We start from the raw sequence: 25,922 nt of genomic DNA, 5'->3' as shown, positions 1-25,922 counted from the left end.
TATCCAGGGCACTATCCAGTGGGGGGCCGGTGGTGCCACCGATCACCGAGGCGCTGCCGGACATCGAGTCCTTCCTCCCCTGGGGGCCGTTCTGGGGCGTCTTCGTCCATCAGGATACCCCGGACGAGATCAAGGCGACCCTGGAAGAGACCTATGAACAGGCGGTAGCCAATGAGCAGTTCCAGGAATTCTTGAGCAACTTCGGTGCGGAGCCGCTCAACCTCAACGGCGAGGAGGCCGAGCAGTACCTGGATAACTGGCAGTCGGTGACCGCCTGGGCCATGTACGAGGCCGATGCCGAAACGCTCGAGACCACCCCCGAGGCGCTCGGCATCCCGCGCCCCTGACCCACAATGCCTACCTGACGGGGAGGTCGGTCACGGGCCGGCCTCCCCCGGAGTCATGACATGAGCCAGAAATTCGAGCGCGTCCAGGCGGGAGAGAAAGTCTTCGACTGGTTGCTGCTGCTGTTCAGCATCGGCGTGCTGTTCGAGGCCTATCGCATCGACGGGATTCCCGGCCTCAACTCACCGGGTACCTTTCCTGTCGGCCTGGCACTGGTGATGCTGGCCTCGTCGGTGGTCATCCTGGTCAGCCACCGCCATAAGCGTCGGGATCCGCGCATCCGCAACGCGTTCCACGAGGCCCAGGTCTTTCTCAACGAGCACTTCCAACCGCATATCGTGGTGTTCACCTTCCTCGCCGTGGCCTATCTGGCCGCCATCGTCTGGGCGAGTTTCTATGTCAGCACCTACCTCTTCCTGGCGGTGACCTTCATCTATTTCCGACAGGGCAAGGTAGTGAGCTCGTTGATCATCTCGGCCGTGGCCATCGCGGTGATCTATGCCCTATTCACCCTGGTGTTCCGCGTCTACCTCCCCTGACCCCTGAGATCCCACGATGAGTGATACGTTTTCCTACCTCCTGATGGCCTGGGTGGATCCTCAGCTTCTGCTGCTGACAGCACTGGGCACCCTGGCCGGCATCTACGTCGGCGCGATCCCTGGTCTCTCCGTGACCATGGCCGCCTCGATCCTGATCTCCTTCACCTTTTCCTGGGACATCAACAATGCCCTGGCGCTGATGGTGGGCATCTATGTGGGCGGCGTCTACGGTGGTTCGCGCACGGCCATCCTGCTCAACATTCCCGGCGCGCCCTCGGCGGCATCCATTATGTGGTGGTAATGATCGGTCTGTTCGGCGTGGCCGAGGCCTTCTACCAGCTGCACAACCTCTCCAAGGTGCCGGTCAAGCAGAAGGTCGACAAGATCATTCCGCCACTGAGCATGGTGCTGAAGTACCTGCCGCTCTCCGCGCGCACCTCGATCATCGGTGTCATCGTTGGCGCCCTGCCCGGCACCGGGGGTGACATCGCCTCGCTGTTCGCCTACGACCACGCCAAGTGTACCGTCAAGAACCCCTCTAGCCCCTTCGGCGAGGGTGCCTATGAGGGGCTGGTCGCCCCCGAGACCGCCAATAACGCCGCCGTAGGGGGTGCCTATGTGCCGATGCTGACCCTGGGAATGCCCGGCGATGCGGTCACCGCGGTGATCCTCGGCGCCCTGGTCATCCACGGCCTCAATCCCGGCCCCATGCTGATGATCGAGACCCCGCACATCTTCTGGTTCACGGTGGGCAACCTGGCACTGGCCAACATCTTCCTGCTGATCTTCGGCCTTACCGGCATCAAGGTCTTCTCGAAGGTGGTCGAGGTGCCCAAGGCACTGCTGATCCCGCTGATCCTGGTGCTCTGCGTGGTGGGTACCTACTCCATCAACAGCAACATGACGGAAGTTTACTGGATGCTGGGCTTCGGTATCCTGGGCTACTGGCTGAAGGTATTCGGCTTCCAGATGGGCCCCGTCATCCTCGGCGTGATCCTCGGGCCACTGCTCGACGAGACCTATCGCCAGGCGATGTCCTCGGTCGGCGACAACGGTAGCCAGTTTCTGCTGGCACTGGTGGCCAACCCCCTCTCGCTGGTGCTGACCGCCGTGATCGTGCTGGTCCTGCTGGGCCAGACACCGGCCAAGGCTTGGCTGAAGAACCTGTTCAAGCGACACTGATGCCTCACCCGACGGCAATGACGCGGCCCACCGGGCCGCGTTCCTGTTGGCGCAGATGTGGAGCGAACCAGTGAACGACGTATCCCCAGGCAACGGAAGCGTGCTGGTCTTCGATTTCGATGGCGTGATCCTCGATTCGGCGATTCTCAAGCGCCAGGCCTTCGCCGACCTCTACGACGACGAACCGGAGAAGAACCGCCGGGCCGTGGTCGCCTATCTCAACCGTCGCGGAGGACAGCCGCGGGAGGTCAAGTTCCGCCACATCGAAGGCCAGATCCTGGGCCGCGATGCCGGAGAATCCCGTATCCAGGAGCTCTGTCGGCGCTTCAAGGCCCATGTCGAACAGCGCCTGCTCGAAGCACCGGCCATTCCCGGCGCGCTCGAGTTCCTGGAACGCTGGCGGGGGCACCTGCCGCTCTACCTGCTCTCGGCCACGCCGGAGCCCGAGCTCAAGACCATCACCGCACGGCGTAGACTGGATCGCTATTTCGTGGAGGTGATCGGCGCGCCGCCCGACAAGGTCAACGGCCTGCGCAACCTGCTGGCGCGCCGTGGTCACGTTCCCGCGGATACCGTGATGATCGGCGACTCCTACAATGACTACCGTGCCGCACGCTCCAACGGTACGGCCTTCATCGGCGTGACCGCCGACCCCACCGCCTCGCCCTTTCCCGATGACGTGATCACCACCGTCGACCTGACGGGGCTGGAGATGGCCCTGTCAAAGCTGTAGCGCCACCCGCCTCTCCTCGCACCATCGCAAAACATCCAGTCTGGTCAGATTGGCCCTGGAGGCAACTGTCATTGCCAGGCGGGCCTGCAGACAATACGGATCAACAATATATTCGAGGCCCGCCTCGGGGCGAGGGAGCTTGCCGGACCGCAGACGCAAGGCGCCCCGCCTGCGGGTGACAGCGCAGATGAAGAAGGCCTACGGCGTGGAGTCCACGCAAGGCGCCCCGCCTGCGGGTGACAGGCGGGGCGCCGGGCTTTCACTCCCGCAGGGGCCGGAAGTGGGAGGGGGCGGGGTATCAGGCCACCGGCGTCAACCAGCTGGCATCGATGGCCTGCTTGCCGCGCACCACGTCGAAGTAGAGCGACTGAATCTTCTCGGTGATCGGGCCTCGACGGCCCTCGCCGATGGTGCGGCCGTCGAGTTCACGAATCGGCAGCACCTCGGCGGCGGTGCCGGTGAAGAAGGCCTCGTCGGCGATGTAGATCTCGTCGCGGGTGATCAGCTTCTCGCGCAGCTCAAAGCCCAGGTGCTCGGCCATGTGAAGCACGGTGTTGCGGGTGATGCCGTTGAGGCAGGAGGTCAGCATCGGCGTGTAGATGACGCCGTTCTTGACCATGAAGAGGTTCTCGCCGGAGCCCTCGGCGGCATAGCCCTGAGGGTCGAGCAGCAGCGCCTCGTCATAGCCGCCGCGCTGGGCCTCGGCCAGCGCCATCATCGAGTTGATGTACTGGCCGTTGGCCTTGGCACGGGTCATGGCGATATTGACGTGGTGCCGAGTGAACGAGGAGGTCTGCACCTTGATGCCGAGCTCGCGGGCCTCGGGCGACATGTAGGAGGGCCACTCCCAGGCGGCGACGATCAGGTGGGTCTTGAGGTTGTCGGCGCGCAGGCCCATCCCCTCGCTGCCGAAGAACACCATGGGGCGCAGGTAGGCCTCGTCGAGGCCATTCTCGCGCACCGCGGCACGCTGGGCCTCGTTGATCTGCTCCTTGCTGAAGGGCATGTGCATGCCGAGGATCTTGGCCGAATCGAACAGGCGGTCGGTGTGCTCCTTGAGCCGGAAGATGGCCGCGCCCTTATCGGTCGCGTAGGCGCGCACGCCCTCGAAGCAGCCCATGCCGTAGTGCAGGGTGTGGGTCAGTACGTGCACCTGGGCATCGCGCCAGGGAACCAGTTCGCCGTCGAACCAGATGAGACCGTCTCGGTCAGCCATCGACATAATCTACGTCCTTTCATCTTCTAAATCGTGGAAACGGGAAACCCGCGGGAACCCACCCGCGCTCAGTGACCTTGCGGTTCGAGCAGGCGTTGCCAGAGCTCGACGACGGCCTCGCGATGCGCCCGAAATGCGTCGTTGCGACCGCGCCCGGCCCCGCCGGTCAGGGCCGCCCGGTGGGCGGCCGTGCGACAGGCGAGATAGGCCTCGCGCAGCCGCTGGCAATCCTGGCTCGGCAGGCGATCGGTCGCTTCGAGAGTCTCCAGAATACGAATATTGTCGCTGTACGCCAATAGCTCGAGGGTATCATGCGCCATAGAGAGCACCGCGAACTGGCACAAGAACTCGATGTCGACCATCCCGCCGGGGTCGTGCTTGAGGTCGAACTCGCCCTTCCCGCTCTTGCCGCCCAGGTGGTCGCGCATCTTGTGGCGCATCTTCACCACCTCCTCGCGCAGCGCCTCGAGGTCCCGCTCTCGGCCGAGGATCTCGCCGCGAATCGCGTCGAAGCGCTCGGCCAGGCGCGGATGGCCGGCCACCACCCGGGCTCGCACCAGGGCCTGGTGCTCCCAGGTCCAGGCCTGCTCGCGCTGGTAGTCGGCGAAGGCCGAGAGCGTCGAGACCAGCAGCCCCGAGTTGCCCGAGGGGCGCAGCCGCATGTCCACCTCGTAGAGACTGCCCGCCGGTGTCACCGCGGTGAGCAAGTGGATGATGCGCTGGCCCAGCCGGGTGAAGAAGATCGCGTTGTCGATCGGACGCTTGCCGTCGGTGGCCCCCTGGGTGGCGCCGTCATGGAGGAACACCAGGTCCAGGTCGGAGCTGTAGCCCAGCTCGATGCCGCCGAGCTTGCCGTAGCCGACCACCAGGAATTCGGGCTCGCTGCCGCAGCGCCCCTCCTCGCGACGTTCCGGAAAGCCGTGCTTGCGGGTCAGGTGCTTCCAGGCCATGGCCAGCACCGCCTCCAGGACCACCTCGGCGATATAGGTGAGATAGTCGCTGACCTTCATCAGGTGGCGGGTGCCGGCGATGTCGGAGGCCGCTACGTGCAGCACCTGGGCATGCTTGAAGACCCGCAGGGCCTCGAGCTGGGCCTCCTCGTCATCCTCGGGAAGCCGCCCCAGGGCCTGGCGCAGCTCATCGGCCAGGCGCTGCTTGTCGGCGGGGGTGTAGAGGGTCTCGGGCGTCAGCAGTTCGTCGAGCAGGATGGGATGGCGGGCGAGCTGGGCGGCGATCCAGGGACTGGCGCTGCACAGCTTCATCAGGTGTCCCAGGACATCCGGGTTCTCGCGCAGCAGCGCCAGGTAGGCGGTGCGTCGCAACACCGCCTCGACCAGTGGCAGCACCCGCTCCAGGGCGATGTCCGGGGTCTCGCTGGCGACCACGGCATCGAGCAGCAGCGGTATCAGCGCCTCGAGTCGCTCGAAGCCGATGCGCTGCATGGCCTGCACCTGGCGGGACTGGCGCAGTGTCTGCAGCCGGCGCAGGGCGGCATCCGGCTCCGCCAGGCCGGCTTCCTCGAGCAGCTCCCGGGCCTCGTCCTGCTCCAGCTCGCCGCGCCACAGCGCGCGCCACTCCTCCAGGCCGACGGCACCGGCCGGCTGGTCGGCGTCATCGGTGTCCTCCACCTCCTCCTCGGGCTCGGCGATCACCGCGTCGAAGTGCCGGCGCACTCGCTCGCGCACCTCGTCGAGGCGGGCCATTACCGCCGGCCAGTCCTCCATGTCGAGCGCCAGGGCCACCCGCTCGCGGTCGATGTCGTCGTCGGGCAGGGTCTGGGTCTGGCGATCCTCCAGGGCCTGCAGCACATGCTCCAGGTCGCGCAGGAGGACGTAGTCGGGCATCAGCTCGTCGATCACCTCCCGGGGCAGCAGGCCAAGCTCGGGCAGGCGCTCCAGGGCGGTCTTCAGCGAAGTGACCTGCAACTCGGTGTCACGGCCACCGCGGATCAACTGGAAGGCCTGGACCACGAACTCGACCTCGCGGATGCCCCCGGGACCGAGCTTGATGTTGCCCTGCATGCCCTTGCGCCGGACCTCGCGGTTGATCATCGACTTGAGCTCGCGCAGCGACTCGATGGCGCCGAAGTCCAGGTACTTGCGATAGACGAAAGGGCGCAGGCTCGACAGCAGCTCGGCGCCCGCGCCCAGGTCGCCGGCGACGGGTCTGGCCTTGAGCATGGCGTAACGCTCCCACTCGCGCCCCTGGTCCTGGTAGTAGCCGGCCAGCGAGGAGAAGCTTCCCACCAGGGGGCCGCCATCGCCCAGCGGGCGCAGGCGCATGTCGACGCGAAAGGCGAAGCCGTCGGCGGTCACCGCGTCCAGAGCGGTGATCAGCTTCTGGCCGAGCTTGGTGAAATACTCCTGGTGCTCCAGGGGCTTGCGCCCGCCCTCGGTCTCACCCTTCTCGGGGAAGGCGAAGATCAGGTCGATGTCGGAGGAGAGGTTCAGCTCGCCGGCGCCGAGCTTGCCCATGCCCAGCACCACCAGCCGCTGCTCACTGCCGTCGCGCCGCGCGGCGGGCCGCCCCCAGCGCGGCGCGAAATGGGCCTCGAGCCAGGCCAGGGCCCCCTCCAGGCAGGTCTCGGCGAGCCGCGATACGGCGCCGCTGGTTGCCCACATGTCGAGATCCGGGGGGCGAGTCAGGTCACGCCAGACGATGCCCAGCATGCGGGCACGACGAAAGCGGCGGATGGTGCCATGCAGGGCCGCCTCGTCCTCGGCAGCCTCCAGCCGCTCGTCGAGCCAATCGCGCAGGGCTTCCGCGGAGGGCGTCGTATCCAGCTCGCCGCTGGCATCCAGGTGCAACAGCCACTCCGGATAGCGCACCAGGGTCTCGGCGGCGAAGGTCGAGACGGCCAGCACCCGCGCCAGTTGACGGCGCCGCGCATCCGACAGCGCCAGCCAGTCCTCCCGCGGGGAGTCGCTGCCGTTCATGTCGGCCAGGTTGTCGGCCTGCTCCAGCGCGCTCGCCAGCCGGTCACGGGCATGTGCCAGGGGAGCCCTCAGGGGCTCGGGAATATCATCCAGCGGCAGGAAGTCATCGGGCAGGGCCATGGGCATCTCGCATCCGGTTCTCGAATGCCTCCAGCATAGCGAAGCCTGCCCCGCCCCATAACCCGGCCTAGCCGAGGAATTTCTGCCAGGCCAGTAACCCCCAGGTCAGGCCGGCGATGAACAGCGACAGCATCACCGCCGCCGAGCCGATGTCCTTGGCACGGCCCGAGAGCTCGTGGTGCTCGCTGCCGATGCGGTCCACCACGTTCTCGATGGCGCTGTTGAGCAGTTCCACGATCAGCACCAGCAGGCAGCTGCCCGCCAGCAGGATCCACTCCACCGGTCCCTGGCCGACCCACCAGGCCAGCGGCAGCAGGACCACGCAGACCCCGAGCTCCTGGCGGAAGGCGGCCTCGTTGCGAAAGGCCGCTCTGAGCCCCTTGAGGGAGTAGCGGGTGGAGTGCACCAGGTGCTGCCAGCCGGTGTGTCCTGGCTTCATGTCGCGAGATCCGGAATATCAGTGGGCATCGATCATCTCCTCGAGGTCGGCGGCCAGCGGCTCGAGCACCTGCTGCCAGTTGAGCCAGGGGGTGTTCGCGGTACCGTTGACGAGCGCCGCGAACACGCCCCACTGCCCGCTGCGGGTGCGGAAGTAGCCGCCCACGGCGCGCACCGCCACTGGCTGGTTGAGGGTGCCGGTCTTGAGCATGACATGCTGCTGGAAGGTCGTTGATCCGCGGCGCAGGTAGCGCATCACGCCGTTGGCTGGCAACTGCAGGGCAGCGACGAAGCTGGGAAAGAGCGCCGGCCGGCGGTACATGCTCTCCAGCAGGGCGGTGATGCCCGCCGCCGAGGTGCGGTTCTCCGGGGTCAGGCCACTGCCGCTACGCAGGGTCACGGGACCGTGACCGGGAAGGCCGGCCACGAAGGCCTCCAGTGCCCTGCCGGCCTGCACCAGACCGGCGCGGGGAGATTCCACCAGGTTCAGCGCCAGCTGGTCGGCCATGAAGTTGTTGGAGTAGTTGAGGGTGCGCAGCAGCAGCTCCTGCAGCGGCTCGCTCTCCACCTCGGCCAGGGAACGGGCCTCGGCCGGCGGCTCGGTGGCAGCCACGCCGGCACCGTCACGCACGCCGATTCCGGCCTGTTCCAGCATCGCCAGGAGAGTGGCCGCGCTCTGGCGCGCCGGGTCTGAACTGGCCCGGTAGATGGGCCGGGGCCGGGCATTGGTGGAGATCTGCCCGCTCACCACCATGACGTCGCCGCTGTCACGCAGCACACGCTCGGCATTGAGCCGGGTGCCGCTGTCGTCGGGCTTGGTCTCGACGCGGTTGTCGATCCCGACGATCGGCGCCTGGCTGTCGCAGCTGGTGATGCGGGCGGGGTCGCCGGGCACGGTGGCCGGAGCCACACTGACGCACCAGCTGCCATAGTTCACGCCAGCCGAGGAGAGCAACGCACTGTAAGCATTGGCCACCCGGGAATGGGCCTGGCAACGGTCGGTGGTGATGCACTCTACCGGGCCGTATCGCCACTGGCTGATCACCAGCCGGCCGTCGACGCGCCGCACCCCGGCCTGATGGAGGCGTTGCACCAGGCGCCACAGGTCCTCGCTGGTCAGCATCGGGTCGCCCCCGCCGTCGAGCACCAGATTACCGTGCAGCACCCCGTCCGCATCAGGCTCGGCCAGGCTCACCAGCCGGGTGGTGAACCGGTGCTGGGGGCCCCAGCGCTCCAGTGCCGCCGCCGCCAGGTAGACCTTGGACACCGAGGCCGGTGACAGCTGGCGCTCGGGCTCGATGGCACCCAGGGTCTCGCCGCTGCCCAGCAGACGCGCCTCGGCCCCAAGCAGGAAGCCCTTGTCGGCGAGCTCCGCCAGGCGGGTGAAGCCACTCGCCTGGGCGAACAGCGGCAGCAGCATCAGCAGGACGCAGAGCAGCGGGCGACGGCGCATGGAACCTCCAGGGAGCATGAAAGGCCCTCAGCTTAATGGGACGAGATGGAAGAGAACACCTGGATCACCACCACGCCACCAACGATCATGGCCAGGCCCAGCAGTGCCGGAAGGTCCGGCTTCTCGCCATAGACCAGGATGCCCACCAGAGTCACCAGCACGATGCCGAGCCCCGCCCAGAAGGCGTAGGCGATGCCCACCGGCATGGTGCGCAGCACCAAGGCGAGCAGGTAGAAGGCCAGGCCATAGCCGACCACCACCGTGACGCTGGGCCACAGTCGGGTGAAACCCGCCGAGGCCTTCAGCGCACTGGTGGCGATCACCTCTGCAACGATCGCCAGGGCCAGGAACAGGAACGTCATCAGCCCTCCTCCCCGGCGGCCGGCAGCGCGCCCCCGGGCACCAGGCCGGGGTCGTGGGGAAGCTCGGCCACCAGCCGCCAGAGCGCCTGCCCGCTGGCATCGTACTTCTGCTCGAAGGGCGTCAGGCAGGCCTCGCCCGGCACGAAGGGTTCCGCCTCGGTCGCCACCCCGGTGACCTGGGTCACCGCCAGGGCGAACTCTTCCGCATAGAGCCGCCAGTTGGAGCGCAGCTCCAGCCGGCCGCCCAGCGCCAGGATCACCGGCAGCACCGGATGCCCCTGCCAGCGCATCTTGAGGTGCGCGGCCTTGGGGTAGGGGTTGGGGTAGAGCAGGAAGTGATGCGCCGGGCGCCAGCCGGCGTCCAGGGCCAGGCGCCAGAAGTCCACCAGGTCGGCGCGCACCAGCAGGGCATTGTCCGGCAGCGGGCCGTGATCCCGGGAGAGACGATCGGCGCTACGGTCGACGCCGATCACCGCGGCGGCCGGGTCCTGCTCGGCCAGCCGGCGCGTCGAGAGCCCCACGCCGCATCCCGCATCCAGGATCAATGACGCCCCGTTGCGGTGCTCGAGCCAGTCCCGGGCCCGGTCAAAGGCCTCGCGGGTGTGCGCGGCGAGTGGCTTGCGCAGGGGGTGCGCCAGGGCCCGCGCCACGCGGCGGGGCAGGTCCTGGTGGGGGCCGGTCTGGCGGCTGACGATGGATCGCGAACGGGCAGTCATGGCAGCGGCTCGGCGGAAACGGAAAGGGCCAGCATTCTACCAGCCGCAAGCCCCCCGCGCAGGGGCCCCGGCATGACGCCGCCACGAGCCGGGTGCTATGATCCATGGCCTGACAGCGACACATGCAGCCACGATATCAACCGCACAACGAGGAACCCGGCTTGCCACACTTACCGGTGATCGTCGGCATGGGCGGCGTGAATCCCGCCGGCCGAACCTCGGGCCACCAGGCGTTTCGCCGTACCGTGCTCGACGCCCTGCCCGACGACGACCAGGCCCGCACCCTGCTGGGCCTGGCGGCGATGATGCGCCTGGCCGACTGCCAGGCAGATGGTGCCTGGCATGACGCCGAGGGACGGCCGCTGGACGCCGCCGAGATCGTCGAGCAGACCCGCCAGCAGGTGCTCGACCACACCCTGATCCGGCGCATCGAGGATCCCCGCTTCAACGAGGAGGGCCTGCCGGCCAACCGCAAGGCGAGCCTCGCGCTGGACACCCCGCTGACCTTCCGCATCCGTCGCCGGCAACTGCCCGACGACCTGCCCCCCACCTGGCAGGTCCAGGAACTGGACCGCCAGAGCCTCGAGGTCACCGTCCCCGCCGGCACCATGGAAGTGATGCTGCCCGAGACGCGCCCGGCCCAGGTGCGCGCCGCCGGCCAGCTGCCCACGGGTTTCGAGCCCAGCCGCCTCTATCGCAGCGTGCACCATCCCCGCGGCCTGGCGATGACGATCTTCGCCGCCAGCGACTGCCTGGGCGACAGCGGCCTGGAGTGGGACAGCCTGCGCGACCGCCTGGACCCCGACGAGGTCGCCGTCTACGCCGGCAACTCCATCGGCCAGCTCGACGACGAGGGCTGGGGCGGCCTGCTCAAGAGCTTCGTCTCCGGCAAGCGCGCCACCTCCAAGCAGATGCCGCTGGGCTATGGTCAGATGCCCGCCGACTTCATCAATGCCTATGTGCTGGGCAGCGTGGGCGGCACCGGGGCGGCACTCGGCGCCTGCGCCAGCTTCCTCTACAACCTGCGCCTGGGCGTGGACGACATCCGAGCCGGCCGCCGCCGGGTCGTGCTGGTGGGCACTGCCGATGCCCCGATCACGCCCGAGGTCATCGAGGGCTTCCGCACCATGGGAGCGCTGGCCGATGACGACGGCCTCAAGGCGCTGGATGCTCTGGAGCTGCTCACCGACGCCGACTACCAGCGGGCCTGCCGGCCCTTCGCCCGCAACTGCGGCTTCACCATGGGCGAGTCCAGCCAGTTCATCATGCTGATGGATGACGCCCTGGCCCTTGAGACCGGTGCCGAGGTCCTCGGCAGCGTGCCGGGCGTGTTCGTCAATGCCGACGGCTGGAAGCGCTCGATCTCCGCCCCCGGCATCGGCAACTACATCTCCCTGGCCAAGGCGGCCGCGCTGGTGCGCGACATGCTCGGCGAGAAGGCCCTGCGCGAGCGCACCTTCCTCCACGCCCATGGCACCAGCACGCCCAAGAACCGCATCACCGAGTCCCATGTCTTCGACCAGGTGGCCCGCGCCCACGGCATCACGGCGTGGCCGGTGGTGGCGGTGAAGGCCTTCGTCGGCCACTCCCAGGGCAGTGCCGCCGGCGACCAGCTGACCAGCGCCCTGGGCAGCTTCGCCCACGGGCTGCTGCCGGGCATCTTCACCCTGGATGCCGTGGCCGACGACGTCCACGCCGAGCGCCTGAAGCTATTCCGCGAACCGCTGCCCTTCGTCGCGGATGCCGCCTTCATCAACGCCAAGGGTTTCGGTGGCAACAACGCCACCGGCGTGGTGCTCTCCCCCGCGGTGACCGAGCGACTGCTGCTGCAGCGCCATGGCGAGACCGCCGTGGCCGCCTGGCAGACGCGCCGCGAGGCCACCCGGGAGGCCGCCGCGGCTTATCATCAGGCTGCCGACCGAGGCCGCTTCGTGGCTCGCTACCGCTTCGGCGAGGGCGTGCTGGAGGGGCCCGAACTCGATGTCGGCCGGGACGCCATCCGCATTCCTGGCTATGCGCGGGAAGTGTCGCTGGCCGTGAACAACCCCTTCGGACGACTCGACGAAGGAGAAGCGAGATGAATACCGCCGTCTATCCCGGCACCTTCGACCCCATCACCAACGGCCACCTCGACCTGATCGAGCGTGCCGCCCGGCTGTTCGACAAGGTGGTGGTGGCCATCGCCACGAGTCCCGGCAAGGGGCCTGTGCTGGACATCGACACCCGCATCGCCCTGACCCAAGAGGTGGTGGCCGGCCTCGACAACGTCGAGGTGGTCGGCTTCTCGGGGCTGATGACCGAGTTCATGAAGCAACAGCAGGCCCGCGTGCTGCTGCGCGGGCTGAGGGCGGTGTCGGACTTCGAGTACGAGCTGCAACTGGCCAACATGAACCGCGCCCAGATGCCGGAGCTGGAGACAGTCTTCCTGACGCCGGAGGTGGAGAACTCCTACATCTCCTCCACCCTGGTGCGCGAGATCGCCGGGCTAGGCGGCGATGTCTCCAAGCACGTGCACCCCAGGGTCGCCGAGACGCTGAAGAGCCATTACAATACCTGACCAGGAAACTCGGGATTAGCTCCTTCCCGGGACCGCTTGCCGGCCAGCGACATCCGTGAGGTACCCCATGGCCCTGATGATCACCGACGAGTGCATCAACTGCGACGTCTGCGAACCCGAATGCCCCAACGGCGCCATCTCGCCGGGGGAAGAGATCTATGTCATCGACCCCGGCCTGTGCACCGAGTGTGTCGGCCACTACGACGAGCCCCAGTGCCAGCAAGTCTGTCCGGTGGACTGCATTCCGCTGGACCCGGAGCACAAGGAGAGTCGTGACGCGCTGATGGAGAAGTATCACCTCATCACCGCGGCCTGACCCGTTCGACGCCAGCACGACCAACGGCGCCCCGCTCATCGAGCGGGGCGCCTTGTTTTGTTCTCAAGGCATATCGACAAAGCGGGATAACGCTGATTGATGTCGCGAACGACGGCCAGACGCCTCGGCACCACTGGCAGCCAGGATGGCGAGGACAGCAATAAATCAGTGTCTTCCCTACATCTCGTCGGCGCGCCTGCTCACCTTGCAGCCCAGGCAGCGCCGGAAGGCCGCCTCGGCCGGAGTCTTGATCAGGGTCTCCGCCGCCTCGTCCACGTTGCCGCCGAGAGCCGTGAACGGCAGCGACACCAGGAAGATCGCCGCACCACCGACCGTGGCCACCGCCAGCAGCGGCCGGGCGACGACCGCATCGGCGATCATCGCCCCGCCGCTGGGCTGGGCCTCCATACGCTCTCCCTGTGCCACGGCCGGCAGGCTGCCCAGCAGCATCACCAGTGCCAGCATGGCGAACATCGTGCTCTTGCCCAGTCGCTTCATCATCCTCGCTCCCTGCCCTGTCGCCTGGATTGTCGCCCTGACGGCCGACGCCGGACCATGGCATTCATTCGAATTAGCACCTAGAATCATCGAGGTTACATCCTTTCACAGGATCTTACATCAGGGTAGCCGGCTTTTGCCGCTTGCCCAACTGCAGGCTCGCCTGCCCCAGCATGCAAAGGAGCGCATGATGAAACGCCTGATCGCCACCGCCGCCCTGGCCGGCCTGGTTGCCAGCCCCGCCTTCGCCCAGAGCTATCAGTACGACCCTAACGAGGGACCCTACCTGGGTGCCGGGATCGGGCACGCCACGTTAGATGATGACGGCTTGGACGTGCTTGATCGCCGTGGCTTCAATACAGATGACAGCGATACCGGTTACAAGCTGTTTGTGGGCTATCAGTTCAACCCCAACTTTGCTGTAGAGGCTGGTTACGTCGATTTTGGGGAAACCAGTGCGACGGGAAACCAAGGTGGCACCATCAGCCTAGGTGTTGAAGCGTTCAGTGCAGCTCTTGTTGGCAAACTACCCATCCAGAATGGTTTTAGCGTCCACGGCAAGCTTGGTTTGGCTGCTTGGGAAGAAGACCCTTCAGGTAGCGCTGTCAATAATGGCTCTTATTACAGCCTCGGTAGCGGTGAAGATGGCACAGACCCGTTCTATGGTCTTGGAGCTGAATACGTAGTTAACCAAGTCATGTTAAGAGCAGAATATGAGTACTTCGACTTGAATGGTGATTATGGCGACTTCAGCTATGACCTGATCTCCGCCAGCCTGGGCTACCGCTTCTAACCCCTGAACCACGCCAGTCGACGGCCCCGCCAACCGGCGGGGCCGTTGCGTTACGGCGCGGGACGCGCCACCCTGCCCCGTTTCACCGCCGAGGGACCCGCCGTGTCGTCGCCCACGACCACCGCCAACGCTGGGACACGAAAGCGCATCCTGACGCTGGCCTGGCCGATCATCCTCTCCAACATCACCGTGCCGCTGCTCGGGCTGGTGGATACCGCCGTGGTCGGCCACCTGCCCGACTCGCGCTATCTCGCCGGGGTGACCCTGGGGGCGACGCTCTTCAGCTTTCTCTACTGGGGCTTCGGCTTCCTGCGCATGGGCACCACCGGTCTCACCTCCCAGGCGGTGGGCCGCGAGGCGGACGGCGAGGTACGCAACCTGCTCGGCCAGTCGCTGCTGCTCGCCCTGGGGATCGGCCTGGGACTGATACTGGCCGGGGGCCCGCTGGTGACCCTGGGACTGTGGCTGCTCGACGGCAGCGAGGTCGCCACGCAGCTGGCCACGGAGTACGCCCGCATCCGGCTGCTCTCGGCCCCGGCGGTGCTGGCCAACTATGCCATCCTCGGCTGGTTCCTCGGCCAGCAGAACTCGCGGGTGACGCTGTCCATCTTGGTGCTGACCAACGGCGTCAACATCGCCCTCGACCTGCTGTTCGTGGTGGGGCTGGGGATGACCAGCGACGGCGTGGCCTGGGCCACGGTGCTCGCCGACTACACGGCACTGGCCTTCGGCCTCTGGCTGGTGTCGCGTCAGCTCAGGTGGCTGTCGGGTCACTTCCTGCGCGAGCGGCTGCTGCGCCTGGCCGCCTATGGCGAGCTCTTCCGGGTCAACGCCAACCTCTTCGTACGCACCCTGGGCCTGCTGTTCGCCATGGCCTTCTTCACCTCCCGCGGCGCCGCCCAGGGCGATACCGTGCTGGCGGCCAATGCCGTGCTGCTGCAGTTCATCATGCTGACCAGCTACGCCCTGGACGGCTTCGCCCATGCCGCCGAGGCGCTGGCCGGCCGCGCCGTGGGCCGCCGGCGCTTCGACGAGTTCGGCCGGGTCGTCAGCAGCGCCGCCCGCTTCTCGCTGGTCACGGCGGGGCTCGCCGCGCTGGCCTTCGCCCTGGGCGGCGAGTGGCTGATCTCGCTGCTCACCGGCCTGCCGGAGGTGCGCGCCACCGCCGGCGACTACCTGCCCTGGATGGTCGTCATGCCGCTGGTGGCGGTATGGAGCTACCTGCTGGACGGCGTCTTCATCGGCGCCACGGCAATCCGCGAGATGCGCAACAGCATCTATGCGGGGCTCGCGGTCTACCTGCCGCTCTGGTGGCTGACCACGCCACTGGGCAACCACGGCCTGTGGCTGGCCTTCCTGGCCTTTGCTATGGTGCGCTCGGGCGTGCTCGCGGCCTACTATCGTCACCATCGCCGCACTCGCTGGCGCCACCACGGCGGGGCCGGCTTCGTTGACGACGAGTACCGCCCCGGGTAGCGCAACCTTCTGAGGGTGCGCTACTTTCTGTCAGGCACGCCAACATCGACAACAGAATAAGGGAACCCCCATGCTCAAGGCCCTATCGAGACCGGCCGTCAGGCTGGTCGAGAAGTACCTGCCCGACCCCTACATCTTCGTGCTGCTGCTGACGGTCATTGCCGCCGCCGCGGCCATCGCCGTGGAGCGACAGACCCCGCTGGCGGTGCTGAGGTTCTGGGGGGACGGCTTCTGGAACCTGCTGACCTTCTCGATGCAGATGCTGCTGGTGCTGGTCACCGGCTTCATGCTGGCAAGCTCCCCCCCCGTCAGCCGCCTGCTGCAGAAGCTGGCCGGCCTGGCCAACAACGCCGGCGCCGCCATCCTGCTCGTGACCCTGGTCTCGCTGGCCGCCAGCTGGATCAACTGGGGCTTCGGCCTGGTGGTCGGCGCCCTGTTCGCCAAGGAGCTGGCCCGCCAGGTTCGGGTGGACTATCGCCTGCTGGTGGCGAGCGCCTACTCCGGCTTCGTCGTATGGCACGGCGGGCTCGCCGGCTCGATTCCTCTGACCATCGCCACCGAGGGCCATTTCACCGTCGAGCAGATCGGCGTGATCGGTACCGGCGAGACCATCTTCTCGCTGTTCAACATCGCTATCGTGCTCTGCCTGTTCGTGGCGGTACCGCTGGTCAACCGGATGATGCTTCCGGACGAGAAGGACAGCGTCTACATCGATCCCAAGCTGCTCGGCGAGACCGAGACGCAACGGCCGCGCATCACCCGCCCGGCAGAGCGCCTCGAGAACAGCATGACGCTGGCCTGGCTGGTCGGCATCCCCGGCCTGCTGTTCCTGTTCGACCATTTCGTGCTGCGCGGCGGCGGCCTCAACCTGAACGTGGTGAACTTCCTGTTCCTGTTCCTGGCCATCGTGTTACATCGCACGCCCCAGAGCCTGCTCAACAGCCTGCATGAGGCCATCAAGGGCGGCGCCGGGATCGTGATCCAGTTCCCCTTCTACGCCGGGATCATGGCGATCATGGTGCAGTCCGGGCTCGCCGAGACCCTCTCCGGCGCGCTGATCTCCTTCGCCACCGAGACCACCCTGCCCTTCTGGTCCTTCATCAGTGCCGGCATCGTCAACATCTTCGTGCCCTCCGGTGGCGGCCAGTGGGCCGTGCAGGCCCCGGTAATGCTGCCCGCCGCCCAGGCCCTGGGCGTGGACATCCCCCGGGTGGCCATGGCCGTGGCCTGGGGCGACGCCTGGACCAACCTGCTGCAGCCCTTCTGGGCCCTGCCGGTGCTCGGGATCGCCGGCCTCAAGGCCAAGGACATCATGGGCTTCTGCCTGATCCAGCTGCTCATCACCGGCATCATCATCGCCGTCGGCCTGACCTGGTTCTGACCCCGGCACGCGCCGATACCCGCCCGACAACGCCTTGCTCCCCCTTTGCGGGAGCAAGGCGTTATGCTGTGGAAAACCTTCACGGGGACACTTCGATGGACGACCAGACCCTGACGGGCCAGCACGAGCTCTCGATGACCGTGCTGATGACCCCGGACATGGCCAACTTCAGCGGCAAGGTGCATGGCGGCGCCATCCTCAAGAAACTCGACGAGGTGGCCTATGCCTGTGCCAGCCGCTACGCCGGTCATTACGTGGTGACACTGTCCGTCGACCAGGTGCTGTTCAAGCAGCCGATCCATGTCGGTGAACTGGTCACCTTCCTGGCCAGCGTCAACCACGTCGGAAGCTCCTCCATGGAGATCGGCATCAAGGTGGTCGCCGAGGATATCCGCAAGAAGGTGATCCGCCACACCAACAGCTGCTACCTGACCATGGTCGCCGTGGACGACCACGGCAAGCCGGCCAGGGTGCCGCCGCTCAGGCTGGACACCCGTCTGCAGAAGCTGCGTTTCGAGAAGGCGGCCCTGCGCAAGAAGCTGCGCAAGCAGGCCGAAGAGGAGGAACGGCGCACCCAGGCCGAACACGGCGATCCCTGAGGCAGGGTCGCAGGGGGAGGCGGCCTATCAAAGCACCGCGGATCAGCTGGCGGCGTCCTGCACGGCCTCACCACCCCGCTCAATGTCCTGGCCGGCGCCGCGGATGGTATTGCAACCGCCGAGCAGGGACAGGGTGAAGAGTGAGACCAGGATCAGCGATATCGCACGTTTCATGATGGCGTCCTCGTTGCCGTTCCGGGTGCGGAACACATGTGTGACCCATTCAATCTAGCAGGTTAGGCGAAAGTGCCCAACCAGCTCATCCCAGCAGCAGCCGCAGGATGATCGCGGCGATGACCGCGACGGTCAGCCACTTGACGACGAAGGCCCCGCGCGGGCTCATGTTGACCTTCACCGCCAGCCAGGCTCCCAGCATGCTGCCCCCCGCCAGCACCAGGCCATAGCTCCAGCGCACCTGGTCATTGGCCAGGAAAATCGCCAGGGCCGGCAGGGTATAGATCAGCACGATCAGCACCTTGAAGACGTTCACCTGGGCGAGGTCGATCTTCAGCATGCGATAGAGCACCACGATGAACAGGACGCCCACCCCGACCTGGATGAACCCGCCGTAGAGGCCGATGGCGAACATCGCCAGATAGACCGCCGGGGTGAGGCGCTCCGGGGTCAGCGGGCGGGTCTCCAGGCGCGGCTGGGGCAGCAGCATCAGCACCGCCGAGCACGCCATCACCGTGATCAGGATCGCCTCGAAGAGCGCATCCCCGGTCTGCAGGGCCAGCCAGGCGCCGAGCAGCGAGCCGGCCACCGCCGGCACCGAGAGCCTCAGCGAGAGGCCCAGGTAGCGGGCACCGGCACGCAAGAAGCTGGTCACCGCGGAGATGCTCTGCAGCGCGATCGAGACCCGGTTGGTGCCGTTGGCCGCCTGGGGTGGCAGCCCCAGGAACATCAGCAGAGGCAGGGTCAGCATCGAGCCCCCGGCGGAGAGCACGTTGATGAAGCCGGCCAGGGTCCCGATGGCCAGCAGGGCAAGCGCCTCGAGCAGCGTCATGAGAACGTCCGTCTGTTTGCGGGTCGGTGATAGGCCGCCCAGCATACCGGGGCAGCCCTGCCGGGGGAATCTGCCCCCCCCCGATGCGGAAGGGGTGTGCCATGATGACGGGTACAGGGACAGCCGACGCGAAAGGAGACCCGTGATGTCAGATTTCGAACCCGATGCCCGCCTGGTGAACGACAGCTACCCGGTCACCGAACTGCCGCTGTGCCAGCTGCGGCTGATGGACGACGCCCGCTTCCCCTGGCTGGTGCTGATACCGCGCCGCCTCGAGGTCAGCGAGGTGTTCCAGCTCGACGCCTCGGCGCAACAGCAGCTATGGCGGGAGGCCAGTGCGATCGGCAGGGCCATGCTGGAGGCCCTGGGCGGCGACAAGCTCAACATCGCCAGCCTGGGCAATGTCGTCGCCCAGTTGCATGTGCACGTCATCGTGCGGCGCCGCGAGGACGCCGCCTGGCCGGCGCCGGTGTGGGGCCATGGCCAGGCCGAGGCCTACGACCTGGACGGCCTGGCCGACATGCGTGCCCGCATCCTGGCCGAGGTGGAGGGACTGGACCTCGACTCAGGGCAGTAGGCCCAGCCGCGATTGCAGGTCGGTCAGCAGGGGATCAAGCACGGTGGGTGGCAAGGGCCGCCCACCCCGGGTGGCGATGAAGCTGACCTGGCCGCCATCTCCCTGGCCGGCCACGCGCAGCGACACGCCGTAACCCGGCATCCGACCCAGCACCGCCTCCAGGCGACCCAGGTCGCCGTCGGCCTGGCGGATCACATAGCCGCGATCCATCAGCAGGTGCATGGCCTCGCGCAGGGTGGTCTCGGGTGCTGCCGCCAGGTGAATCTCGCGGGGCTCAGGCGGAGCCGGGGTGGCACAGCCGGCCAGCCAGGCGACCAGCAACAGGCTCAGGAACGAACGTTTCATGGGGCCTCCCCTGCCGGTACGGCCTCGATGGCATCACGCAGGTCGCGGCAGAAGCCAGCGTCGCTGGCACTGCGGGACTCGCGCAGGTCACCCCGCCAGTCGATCATGCGAATGTCACGGGCCACCTGCAACTGCCCCTGGTCGAGCATCACCGAGACCCGCTCGATGCGAGTCGCCTCGTCGACACCCACTCCGAAGCCCGTGCCGAGCCCGATCATCACGCCGGAAGAAATATGACCGCCGCTGCCGCCCAGCACGAAGCCGCCGACGCGCGGCAGGCGATCGACGCCGTTGTCGTGGTAGATGGTGGTCCTGGCGCGCTCGGCACTGACCAGCCCCAACGACGCATCGGTGTGGCGCACCAGGAAGCCCTGCCCCTCCAGGGCCGTGACCACCCGGTCCAGGCTGTCGCCGGGTCCGGCGGACCAGCGGCACTCGGCGGCCGGGGCAGGTTCGGCCACCGGCAGGGTCGTCGGCGTCACCTGGCAGCCGGCCAGCGCCGCCGGCAGCAGCAACAGCAGCCATCTACGCATCGGTTGCTCTCCACGAAGGGTCAAGAGCAGTCTACGCCGGAAGTCGGTAAGGATGAAGCGCCCGGGGTTCTGTCCGGTGTACGCTGCCGTTACGCTGAAGACACCTGCCACATGACGAGAACCGCGATGAATATCCTCATCTGCCCGGACAGCTTCAAGGATGCCCTGCCTGCCGCCGATGCCGCTCGGGCCATCGCCGTGGGGGCGCGACGCGCCGGCGATGACATCGAGGCCCTGGAATGCCCGCTGGCCGATGGCGGCGAAGGCAGCCTCGATGCCCTGCTGGCCGCCACCGGCGCCGAGCGCCGCGCGGCGGACGTCCATGACGCCCTGGGGCGCCCGACCCAGGCCAACTGGGGGTGGCACGCCGCGAGCCGCACCGCCTACGTGGAGCTGGCCGAGGCCAGTGGCCTGCAGGCGTTGGCGCCCGACGAGCGCACCGCCCTGCACAGCACCACCTTCGGGGTGGGCGAGCTGATCCGCGAGGCGCTGGACAGCGGTGCCGAGCGACTGCTGCTCACCCTCGGCGGCAGCGCCACCAACGACGGCGGCGCGGGGATGCTGGCCGCCCTGGGGGCGCGACTGCGTGACGGCGAAGGCCGCGACCTGACCCCGGGCGGCGCCCCCCTGGCCGACCTGGCCGAGCTCGACCTGGACGGTCTCGACCCGCGCCTGGCCGGCCTGCGGGTCGAGACCGCGGTGGACGTGGACAACCCGCTGCTGGGCGAGCGCGGTGCCAGTGCGGTCTTCGGCCCCCAGAAGGGGGCCACGCCGGACGAGGTAGCGTGCCTCGATGCCGCCCTGGCCCGCTTCGCCGACGTCACCGCCGCGACCCTGGGCGAGGATCACCGCGACCTGCCCGGGGCCGGCGCCGCCGGGGGCATGGGCTTCGCCGCCCGGGCCTTCCTCGGCGCCGAGCTGCGCCCCGGCATCGAGCTGGTGATGGCCCAGGCCGGCGTCGAGGCCTTGCTGGCGGATGCCGACCTGGTGATCACCGGCGAAGGCCAGCTCGACGGCCAGAGCCTGGCCGGCAAGACCCCGGTAGGCGTGGCACGGCTGGCCCGGCGTCACGGGGTGCCGGTGGTGGTGCTGGCCGGGCGCCTGGCCCCGGGCTGGCAGGCCGCCTTTGACGAGGGCGTCACCGCGGCCTTCGCCCTGGCCGATGGCCCCATGGCGCTCGACGAGGCCCTCGCGCGCTGCGCCGAACTGCTGGCCGACCGCACCGAGGGCCTGGTGCGCCTCTGGGTCGCCCTGGCCGCCCCCCGGCCTTGAAGAGCGCGCCCGACACCCGCACGTCATGGGCAGCGGCTATGGTGGCCATGGAGACAATTGGCTTATCCGCCGCCGGCGGACGTATTACCCTACCTGCATCGCGATCAAGGAGGCATTGAATGAGCGACACCAATACCATCGGCCTGCACGAGGCCAGCGCCAGCCAGCTGGCCGAGAAGCTCAACGAGCTGCTGGCCAACTACCAGATCTTCTACATGAACGTGCGCGGCTACCACTGGAACGTGAAGGGCCGCCAGTTCTTCCAGCTCCACGAGAAGTTCGAGGAGTTCTACACCGATCTGCTGACCAAGGTCGACGAAGTCGCCGAGCGCATCCTCACCCTGGGCCACCAGCCGGTGCACGCCTACAGCGACTACGTGAAGCTCGCCAGGATCCAGGAGGACAAGAACGTCCATGACGGCGAGGCCTGCGTGCGCGGCGTGCTCCAGGGTTACCAGACCCTGATCGAGCTGCAGCGCGATCTGCTCTCGCTGGCCTCGGATGCCGACGATGAGGGCACCGCCGCCCAAGCCGGCGACTACATCCGCGAGCAGGAGAAGACCGTGTGGATGCTGGGCGCCTACCTCGGCTGATCACCGGCACCGCGGCACCGAAGCACGACGCCGCCGCCCCGAGGGGCGGCGGCGTCGTTGCGGGGCCGCGGCTCAGGCGCGCCCCGTCGCCTCGTCGTCCGGCTCGTCCTCTCCCCCGGCGGCGCGCACCAGCTCCGTGGGCAACGGCTTCTTCATGCGCACCCCCAGGCGCTGCAGCTCGGTGGCCTGGGCCACCAGGCTGCCCTGCCCGCTGGAGAGCCGCCCCATGGCCCGGCGATGGCTGTCGCCCGCGCGTTCCAGGTGACGGCCGACCTCCTCGAGGCTCTCGACGAAGCCGGAGAACTTGGCCAGCAGCTTCTTGGCCCGGTCGCCGATCAGGCGCGCGTTCTCGTTCTGGCGCTCCAGGCTCCACAGGCCGGCCACGGTGCGCAGGCTGGCCAGCAGGGTGGTCGGGGTGACCACCACCACCTGATGGTCGAAGGCCTCCTGGAAGAGCGTGGGGTCGCGCTCGAAGGCGGCGGCGAAGGCCGGCTCCACCGGCACGAACAGGAACACGAAGTCCGGTGAGTTGAGCCCCGGCAGCGCCGGGTAGTCCTTGCCCGAAAGGCCGGTGACATGGCCACGCAGCGACTGCAGGTGGGCCTTCATGGCCGCCTCGCGCTCGGCGTCGTCCTCGGCGTTGACCACCCGGGTCCAGGCCACCAGCGACACCTTGGCATCGACGATCAGATGGCGGTCGTCGGGTAGATAGATCACCGCATCGGGGCGCTGGCGCCCCTGGTCCCCGTGCAGCGAGACCTCGCGGCGGTACTCGATGTCCCGGCGCAGGCCGCTACGCTCGAGCACGGTCTCGAGCAACAGCTCACCCCAGTGGCCCTGCGCCTTCTGGTCGCCCTTGAGGGCCCGGGCGAGGCCCGCGGCCTCCTCACCGAGGCGGGCATTGAGCCCGGCGAGCTGTTCGAGCTGAGTCTTGAGGGAGCCGCTGTCGCGGCTCTGCTGGCCATGCAGCTCCTCGACCCGGCGGCGGAACTGGTCGACCTGCTCGCGAAAGGGGCGCAGCAGGGCCTCCAGGCTGTCGCGACTCTGCACCGAGAAGGCCTGCTGGCGCTCCTCGAAGATGCGCCCGGCGAGCTGGCGGAACTCCTCCTTGAGCCGTTCCCGTGCCTCCTCCAGCAGGGCCAGCTGCTCACGGTGCCGCAGCGCCAGCTGCTCGCGCTCGACCTCCAGCCGGGCGGCATGCTCGCGCCGCTCGGCCAGCCGCTCACGCGTCGCGGAAAGCTCAACCTCCAGGGCGGCCAGGCGCTCGTGGCTGCCATCCAGCTGCGCATCACTGTGGGCCAGCTCCTGTTCCAGCCGCCGCACGCTGGCCTCGCTATCGGCGTGTTCCCGCTCACGGACGAGCAGTCGCGCCTCGGCGGCGACCAGGCGCTTGCGCCAGGACAGCCCCACCCAAGACATCGCTAGCAGCAGCCCGGCCAGCCCCCAGGCCACCCAGGCCGGCACGGCCTGCTGCAGCAGTTCGTTCATTAGATGTGTGTTCATGGTGCTTGTGTCTCGCGATCGACCCGGGGACTCTACCGGCCGGCCTCGCCGGGGGAAAGCCCGCGCTCGCCGTCGAGGAGCCGTGCCACGGCCTCGCGCAGCCAGGCCTGCACACCTCGCTTCCCCGACACCCCGAGGCGCGCCGCCAGCCAGGCCGCCTCGCGCCCCTGGAAAGCCCAGGCGGCGAGCAGCGCCAGCGCCTCGTCCTGGCGGCCCGCCCGGCTCGACGCACGCCACCTTACCAGGGCCTGGAGCGCCGGGCGGGCCAGGGCGGGCTCGCGATGGCCGAAGGCCACGTCATCGAGGTCACGGCGATCCTCGTCGCCCAGGGGCGCGGCGGGCGCCTCGGCGAGCAGGCCCACCACCACCGCCGGCACCAGCTCGGCTAGCTCGAAGGCCAGCAACCCCGGCAGCTGGCGGTGGAAGCGCGCCTGGAGGCGCTCGACGAGTCGCTGCCCCGCAGGGCCGGTGGGCCGCACCACCATCAGCGCATGCTCGCCGGTGGCCGTCTCCCGGGTCAGCCCCAGGCGCACCGCCCGGAAGCCCGCGGCCTGCCAGAAGGCCTGCAGCCCCGGCTCGGCGCCGAAGCTCGCCCCCAGCAGCTCGATGCCGTCGCGACGGGCCCGCGCGACCTCGGCCTCGACCAGGCGCCGCCCCGCCCCGTGACGACGCCGCTCGGCCGGCACGGCGATGCGCAGCACCCGCCGCAGGCGGGCGGTCAGCGCCTCGCGCTCACCGGCATGGGCGGCCAGCGACTGGGCCAACAGGTGGCCTCGCGGACGCCGCTCGCCCCGCGCCACCTGCTCGGCGAGGCCGGCCGCGAAGCCCCCCTCGTCGCCGCTCACCACCACACCCTGCAGGGCCGGCCCGGCCTCGAGGACGGTAATGGCGACCCCGGGGCCATCCAGCAGCCGACGCAGGTCGGCGGGCGTGGTGCGGTAGTGGGCCTGCACCAGCAGGCCGAACAGCGCCCGCAGCCGCGGCTCGTCGCGGGCCAGGGCATCGCGGTCCAGGCGCCGGAGAGCCGGGGTCTCCGCTGCGCTCGGGCTTGCCGCCGGCTCGGCATCCAGCAGCAACAGGCGCGAGGTCAGCGCCTCCAGGGGGTCGCCCTCGGCCCAGCGGATCGGCTCGGCCAGGTGGCAGGCCCGCCAGTCGGGCGTCTGGCGCGCGAGCCGTTCACGGAAGCGAAGTGCGAAGCCACGCCCCGATCCCTCGTAGCCGTGCAGCGTGGTGGCGAAGGCGATACGCGGGAAAACATCAAGCCAGCGCCCCAGCAGCGGCGCGGGAATCGCCGCCGCCTCATCGACCAGCAGCAGCCGGCCGGGACCACCGACCTCACCCTGCTCGGCCAGCTGAGCCAGGGCGTCGGGGGGCAGGAAGGCGACCCGTCCGTAGCCCGCCGCGAAGGCGTTGCCGCACCGCTGCCCCTCGGGGCAGAGGACCGCCAGGCGCTCGAAGAGCTCGGCCACGGCCGACGGGCGCGGCGCCGTGACCAGGATCTCCGACTCTCCCGCCGCCAGCAGCCGCGCACAGGCGATGCCCAGGGCCGCCGTCTTGCCACGGCCGCGGTCGGCGGTCAGCACCAGCGGCCGACGGCGACGCAGCCGGGTAAGCCGCGCCACCGCTTCCGCCTGGTCGCGAGTCAGGCAGTCCGCGTCTGCGTCAGACGACAACGCCGCTGCCGGCGCTGCCTCGGGCAGACACGGTCGCGCCGGCGCCTCTCCTGCCGTCCAGTGGATCACGCGCTCGTCGGCACGCAGCAGCCGGGCAAGCCGGGCCAGGTAGCGGGCGCTGAGCTGCTCGGCCCGCCAGGGGTGCTCGGCCAGGCGGCGGTAGTCGGCATCGGGGCGCGCGCCCCAGTCGGACGGGGTCATCAGCACCAGCAGGCCACCGGCCCGCAGGGTGCCGGCCAGCGCGCCGAAGGCCTCGGGGTCGAAGCCGCTCTCGGCCGAGACGGCGTCCATCACCACCAGGTCCTGCTCGCCCCCCAGCCGCGTGCGGGCCTTGGCCGCCGGCAGCCAGCGCGACGCCTCGATGCCCTCGACTGGCTCGGCGGCGACCCACAGCGGCGACGGCCAGTCATCCCCCTGCCACAGGGCCAAGGCCTCCCGGCGGCAGGCATCGGCCGCGCCGGTCAGCCAGACCAGACCGCGCCAGCGCTGCTGGCCCAGCCGGCGTCGGGTCTCCTGCAGGGGGGCGAGGCGGTCGGGGGTCATCCGGGGCTCCATCCGAGGCTCAACTTTGGTCTAAGGGTGCACGACCTTTCAACGTTACCGGGCATTTCGGCACTGCAACACAGTCGTCATACGATCGTTTCAACCCTTTGATTGAAAAGGCGTTCTCCACCTCCTGACGGAGGCCTTGCGGGGCCTGTCCGGGGCGCCGGTGCCGCCACGGCACCGGTCGAACATGTCCGTCGTCCCATGCTAGCTT

28 protein-coding genes are annotated in these 25,922 nt (G+C 68.5%); 15 read left to right on the top strand and 13 right to left on the bottom strand.

Annotated elements, in window-relative coordinates:
* Nucleotides 1–32: 32 nt before the first annotated feature.
* The 5 genes from OP497_RS08280 to OP497_RS08260 all read left to right on the top strand — a co-directional run bounded on the left by OP497_RS08280 (nt 33) and on the right by OP497_RS08260 (nt 2,799).
* Nucleotides 33–347: a hypothetical protein gene (locus OP497_RS08280; protein WP_280547725.1), complete on the top strand. Its 315-nt coding sequence runs from the start codon at nt 33–35 to the stop codon at nt 345–347.
* A 60-nt stretch (nt 348–407) separates the two neighbouring features.
* Nucleotides 408–884: a tripartite tricarboxylate transporter TctB family protein gene (locus tag OP497_RS08275; RefSeq protein ID WP_280547724.1), complete on the top strand. Its 477-nt coding sequence runs from the start codon at nt 408–410 to the stop codon at nt 882–884.
* Nucleotides 885–900: 16 nt separating this feature from the next.
* Complete coding sequence (locus OP497_RS08270) at nt 901–1,185, top strand: tripartite tricarboxylate transporter permease (protein WP_280547723.1); 285 nt, start codon at nt 901–903, stop codon at nt 1,183–1,185.
* Entirely contained in the window at nt 1,185–2,066 is an 882-nt protein-coding gene (locus tag OP497_RS08265) for a tripartite tricarboxylate transporter permease (protein ID WP_280547722.1), read from the top strand. Before OP497_RS08270 ends, OP497_RS08265 begins: the two co-directional genes overlap by 1 nt.
* A gap of 70 nt (nt 2,067–2,136) precedes the next feature.
* Nucleotides 2,137–2,799, top strand: coding sequence for an HAD-IA family hydrolase (locus OP497_RS08260; protein WP_280547721.1), 663 nt, complete (start codon nt 2,137–2,139; stop codon nt 2,797–2,799).
* A gap of 298 nt (nt 2,800–3,097) precedes the next feature.
* On the opposite strand, the gene OP497_RS08255 is transcribed toward OP497_RS08260, so the two are convergent.
* The 6 genes from OP497_RS08255 to OP497_RS08230 all read right to left on the bottom strand — a co-directional run bounded on the left by OP497_RS08255 (nt 3,098) and on the right by OP497_RS08230 (nt 10,040).
* A complete protein-coding gene (locus OP497_RS08255; RefSeq protein WP_280547720.1) occupies nt 3,098–4,021 on the bottom strand; it encodes a branched-chain amino acid transaminase in 924 nt (307 codons plus the stop codon).
* Nucleotides 4,022–4,083: 62 nt separating this feature from the next.
* Nucleotides 4,084–7,071, bottom strand: a complete 2,988-nt coding sequence (gene glnE, locus OP497_RS08250) for a bifunctional [glutamate--ammonia ligase]-adenylyl-L-tyrosine phosphorylase/[glutamate--ammonia-ligase] adenylyltransferase (protein WP_280547719.1) — start codon at nt 7,069–7,071, stop codon at nt 4,084–4,086.
* 67 nt (nt 7,072–7,138) lie between these two features.
* Nucleotides 7,139–7,510 carry a diacylglycerol kinase gene (locus tag OP497_RS08245; protein ID WP_280547718.1) on the bottom strand — a complete coding sequence of 124 codons (372 nt, stop codon included), beginning with the start codon at nt 7,508–7,510 and terminating at the stop codon, nt 7,139–7,141.
* A gap of 18 nt (nt 7,511–7,528) precedes the next feature.
* A complete protein-coding gene (gene dacB, locus OP497_RS08240; protein ID WP_280547717.1) occupies nt 7,529–8,962 on the bottom strand; it encodes a D-alanyl-D-alanine carboxypeptidase/D-alanyl-D-alanine-endopeptidase in 1,434 nt (477 codons plus the stop codon).
* A 32-nt stretch (nt 8,963–8,994) separates the two neighbouring features.
* Entirely contained in the window at nt 8,995–9,324 is a 330-nt protein-coding gene (locus OP497_RS08235) for an SMR family transporter (protein WP_280547716.1), read from the bottom strand.
* Nucleotides 9,324–10,040: an SAM-dependent methyltransferase gene (locus OP497_RS08230; protein WP_280547715.1), complete on the bottom strand. Its 717-nt coding sequence runs from the start codon at nt 10,038–10,040 to the stop codon at nt 9,324–9,326. Before OP497_RS08230 ends, OP497_RS08235 begins: the two co-directional genes overlap by 1 nt.
* A 188-nt stretch (nt 10,041–10,228) precedes the next feature.
* Between OP497_RS08230 and OP497_RS08225 the strand changes: the two genes are divergently transcribed.
* The 3 genes from OP497_RS08225 to OP497_RS08215 all read left to right on the top strand — a co-directional run bounded on the left by OP497_RS08225 (nt 10,229) and on the right by OP497_RS08215 (nt 12,913).
* Nucleotides 10,229–12,121: a beta-ketoacyl synthase gene (locus OP497_RS08225; protein WP_280547780.1), complete on the top strand. Its 1,893-nt coding sequence runs from the start codon at nt 10,229–10,231 to the stop codon at nt 12,119–12,121.
* Nucleotides 12,118–12,597, top strand: coding sequence for a pantetheine-phosphate adenylyltransferase (coaD, locus tag OP497_RS08220; protein WP_280547714.1), 480 nt, complete (start codon nt 12,118–12,120; stop codon nt 12,595–12,597). Before OP497_RS08225 ends, coaD begins: the two co-directional genes overlap by 4 nt.
* Before the next feature lie 67 nt (nt 12,598–12,664).
* A complete protein-coding gene (locus tag OP497_RS08215) occupies nt 12,665–12,913 on the top strand; it encodes a YfhL family 4Fe-4S dicluster ferredoxin (protein ID WP_089713546.1) in 249 nt (82 codons plus the stop codon).
* 177 nt (nt 12,914–13,090) lie between these two features.
* On the opposite strand, the gene OP497_RS08210 is transcribed toward OP497_RS08215, so the two are convergent.
* Nucleotides 13,091–13,414, bottom strand: a complete 324-nt coding sequence (locus OP497_RS08210; protein ID WP_280547713.1) for a hypothetical protein — start codon at nt 13,412–13,414, stop codon at nt 13,091–13,093.
* Nucleotides 13,415–13,601: 187 nt separating this feature from the next.
* Between OP497_RS08210 and OP497_RS08205 the strand changes: the two genes are divergently transcribed.
* From OP497_RS08205 to OP497_RS08190, 4 genes are all read left to right on the top strand, one after another.
* Nucleotides 13,602–14,204 carry an outer membrane beta-barrel protein gene (locus OP497_RS08205; RefSeq protein ID WP_280547712.1) on the top strand — a complete coding sequence of 201 codons (603 nt, stop codon included), beginning with the start codon at nt 13,602–13,604 and terminating at the stop codon, nt 14,202–14,204.
* 102 nt (nt 14,205–14,306) lie between these two features.
* A complete protein-coding gene (locus OP497_RS08200) occupies nt 14,307–15,680 on the top strand; it encodes an MATE family efflux transporter (RefSeq protein WP_280547711.1) in 1,374 nt (457 codons plus the stop codon).
* A gap of 70 nt (nt 15,681–15,750) precedes the next feature.
* A complete protein-coding gene (locus OP497_RS08195; protein WP_280547710.1) occupies nt 15,751–17,061 on the top strand; it encodes a short-chain fatty acid transporter in 1,311 nt (436 codons plus the stop codon).
* Nucleotides 17,062–17,156: 95 nt separating this feature from the next.
* On the top strand, nt 17,157–17,660 hold the full coding sequence (locus OP497_RS08190; RefSeq protein WP_280547709.1) for an acyl-CoA thioesterase: 504 nt from the start codon (nt 17,157–17,159) through the stop codon (nt 17,658–17,660).
* A gap of 42 nt (nt 17,661–17,702) precedes the next feature.
* Here OP497_RS08190 and OP497_RS08185 read toward each other — a convergent pair whose 3' ends face one another.
* Both OP497_RS08185 and OP497_RS08180 read right to left on the bottom strand, forming a co-directional pair.
* Nucleotides 17,703–17,834 (bottom strand): entericidin A/B family lipoprotein, encoded by a 132-nt coding sequence (locus OP497_RS08185; protein WP_280547708.1) that lies wholly within the window; start codon nt 17,832–17,834, stop codon nt 17,703–17,705.
* 85 nt (nt 17,835–17,919) lie between these two features.
* The gene (locus OP497_RS08180; RefSeq protein ID WP_280547707.1) at nt 17,920–18,666 is read right to left on the bottom strand and encodes a sulfite exporter TauE/SafE family protein; all 747 of its coding nucleotides are present in this window, start codon (nt 18,664–18,666) and stop codon (nt 17,920–17,922) included.
* 145 nt (nt 18,667–18,811) lie between these two features.
* Between OP497_RS08180 and OP497_RS08175 the strand changes: the two genes are divergently transcribed.
* On the top strand, nt 18,812–19,243 hold the full coding sequence (locus OP497_RS08175) for an HIT family protein (protein WP_280547706.1): 432 nt from the start codon (nt 18,812–18,814) through the stop codon (nt 19,241–19,243).
* On the opposite strand, the gene OP497_RS08170 is transcribed toward OP497_RS08175, so the two are convergent.
* Nucleotides 19,232–19,588, bottom strand: a complete 357-nt coding sequence (locus OP497_RS08170) for a hypothetical protein (RefSeq protein ID WP_280547705.1) — start codon at nt 19,586–19,588, stop codon at nt 19,232–19,234. The genes OP497_RS08175 and OP497_RS08170 overlap by 12 nt on opposite strands.
* Nucleotides 19,585–20,121, bottom strand: a complete 537-nt coding sequence (locus OP497_RS08165) for a hypothetical protein (RefSeq protein WP_280547704.1) — start codon at nt 20,119–20,121, stop codon at nt 19,585–19,587. Before OP497_RS08165 ends, OP497_RS08170 begins: the two co-directional genes overlap by 4 nt.
* Before the next feature lie 126 nt (nt 20,122–20,247).
* Here OP497_RS08165 and OP497_RS08160 point away from each other — a divergent pair, with 126 nt between their 5' ends.
* A complete protein-coding gene (locus tag OP497_RS08160) occupies nt 20,248–21,393 on the top strand; it encodes a glycerate kinase (RefSeq protein WP_280547703.1) in 1,146 nt (381 codons plus the stop codon).
* 119 nt (nt 21,394–21,512) lie between these two features.
* Entirely contained in the window at nt 21,513–21,986 is a 474-nt protein-coding gene (locus OP497_RS08155; protein WP_280547702.1) for a Dps family protein, read from the top strand.
* A 72-nt stretch (nt 21,987–22,058) separates the two neighbouring features.
* On the opposite strand, the gene rmuC is transcribed toward OP497_RS08155, so the two are convergent.
* Both rmuC and OP497_RS08145 read right to left on the bottom strand, forming a co-directional pair.
* Complete coding sequence (rmuC, locus tag OP497_RS08150) at nt 22,059–23,489, bottom strand: DNA recombination protein RmuC (RefSeq protein WP_280547701.1); 1,431 nt, start codon at nt 23,487–23,489, stop codon at nt 22,059–22,061.
* Between the two features lie 32 nt (nt 23,490–23,521).
* The gene (locus OP497_RS08145; protein WP_280547700.1) at nt 23,522–25,705 is read right to left on the bottom strand and encodes a GNAT family N-acetyltransferase; all 2,184 of its coding nucleotides are present in this window, start codon (nt 25,703–25,705) and stop codon (nt 23,522–23,524) included.
* Nucleotides 25,706–25,922: the final 217 nt, after the last annotated feature.

Source organism: Halomonas sp. 11-S5, assembly GCF_029889825.1.
Classification (GTDB): domain Bacteria; phylum Pseudomonadota; class Gammaproteobacteria; order Pseudomonadales; family Halomonadaceae; genus Halomonas.
Note: the sequence above shows the minus strand (reverse complement) of the source record. Positions and strands in the feature narration are given on the sequence as shown.

Excerpts from the sequence above, each read along its gene's own strand:
- OP497_RS08275 (WP_280547724.1), top strand. The coding sequence starts at position 408 with ATGAGCCAGAAATTCGAGCGCGTCCAGGCGGGAGAGAAAGTCTTCGAC.
- OP497_RS08270 (WP_280547723.1), top strand. The coding sequence starts at position 901 with ATGAGTGATACGTTTTCCTACCTCCTGATGGCCTGGGTGGATCCTCAG.
- OP497_RS08265 (WP_280547722.1), top strand. The coding sequence starts at position 1,185 with ATGATCGGTCTGTTCGGCGTGGCCGAGGCCTTCTACCAGCTGCACAAC.
- OP497_RS08255 (WP_280547720.1), bottom strand. The coding sequence starts at position 4,021 with ATGTCGATGGCTGACCGAGACGGTCTCATCTGGTTCGACGGCGAACTG.
- glnE (WP_280547719.1), bottom strand. The coding sequence starts at position 7,071 with ATGGCCCTGCCCGATGACTTCCTGCCGCTGGATGATATTCCCGAGCCC.
- OP497_RS08245 (WP_280547718.1), bottom strand. The coding sequence starts at position 7,510 with ATGAAGCCAGGACACACCGGCTGGCAGCACCTGGTGCACTCCACCCGC.
- dacB (WP_280547717.1), bottom strand. The coding sequence starts at position 8,962 with ATGCGCCGTCGCCCGCTGCTCTGCGTCCTGCTGATGCTGCTGCCGCTG.
- OP497_RS08235 (WP_280547716.1), bottom strand. The coding sequence starts at position 9,324 with ATGACGTTCCTGTTCCTGGCCCTGGCGATCGTTGCAGAGGTGATCGCC.
- OP497_RS08230 (WP_280547715.1), bottom strand. The coding sequence starts at position 10,040 with ATGACTGCCCGTTCGCGATCCATCGTCAGCCGCCAGACCGGCCCCCAC.
- OP497_RS08225 (WP_280547780.1), top strand. The coding sequence starts at position 10,229 with ATGGGCGGCGTGAATCCCGCCGGCCGAACCTCGGGCCACCAGGCGTTT.
- coaD (WP_280547714.1), top strand. The coding sequence starts at position 12,118 with ATGAATACCGCCGTCTATCCCGGCACCTTCGACCCCATCACCAACGGC.
- OP497_RS08215 (WP_089713546.1), top strand. The coding sequence starts at position 12,665 with ATGGCCCTGATGATCACCGACGAGTGCATCAACTGCGACGTCTGCGAA.
- OP497_RS08210 (WP_280547713.1), bottom strand. The coding sequence starts at position 13,414 with ATGATGAAGCGACTGGGCAAGAGCACGATGTTCGCCATGCTGGCACTG.
- OP497_RS08205 (WP_280547712.1), top strand. The coding sequence starts at position 13,602 with ATGAAACGCCTGATCGCCACCGCCGCCCTGGCCGGCCTGGTTGCCAGC.
- OP497_RS08195 (WP_280547710.1), top strand. The coding sequence starts at position 15,751 with ATGCTCAAGGCCCTATCGAGACCGGCCGTCAGGCTGGTCGAGAAGTAC.
- OP497_RS08190 (WP_280547709.1), top strand. The coding sequence starts at position 17,157 with ATGGACGACCAGACCCTGACGGGCCAGCACGAGCTCTCGATGACCGTG.
- OP497_RS08185 (WP_280547708.1), bottom strand. The coding sequence starts at position 17,834 with ATGAAACGTGCGATATCGCTGATCCTGGTCTCACTCTTCACCCTGTCC.
- OP497_RS08180 (WP_280547707.1), bottom strand. The coding sequence starts at position 18,666 with ATGACGCTGCTCGAGGCGCTTGCCCTGCTGGCCATCGGGACCCTGGCC.
- OP497_RS08175 (WP_280547706.1), top strand. The coding sequence starts at position 18,812 with ATGTCAGATTTCGAACCCGATGCCCGCCTGGTGAACGACAGCTACCCG.
- OP497_RS08170 (WP_280547705.1), bottom strand. The coding sequence starts at position 19,588 with ATGAAACGTTCGTTCCTGAGCCTGTTGCTGGTCGCCTGGCTGGCCGGC.
- OP497_RS08165 (WP_280547704.1), bottom strand. The coding sequence starts at position 20,121 with ATGCGTAGATGGCTGCTGTTGCTGCTGCCGGCGGCGCTGGCCGGCTGC.
- OP497_RS08160 (WP_280547703.1), top strand. The coding sequence starts at position 20,248 with ATGAATATCCTCATCTGCCCGGACAGCTTCAAGGATGCCCTGCCTGCC.
- OP497_RS08155 (WP_280547702.1), top strand. The coding sequence starts at position 21,513 with ATGAGCGACACCAATACCATCGGCCTGCACGAGGCCAGCGCCAGCCAG.
- rmuC (WP_280547701.1), bottom strand. The coding sequence starts at position 23,489 with ATGAACACACATCTAATGAACGAACTGCTGCAGCAGGCCGTGCCGGCC.
- OP497_RS08145 (WP_280547700.1), bottom strand. The coding sequence starts at position 25,705 with ATGACCCCCGACCGCCTCGCCCCCCTGCAGGAGACCCGACGCCGGCTG.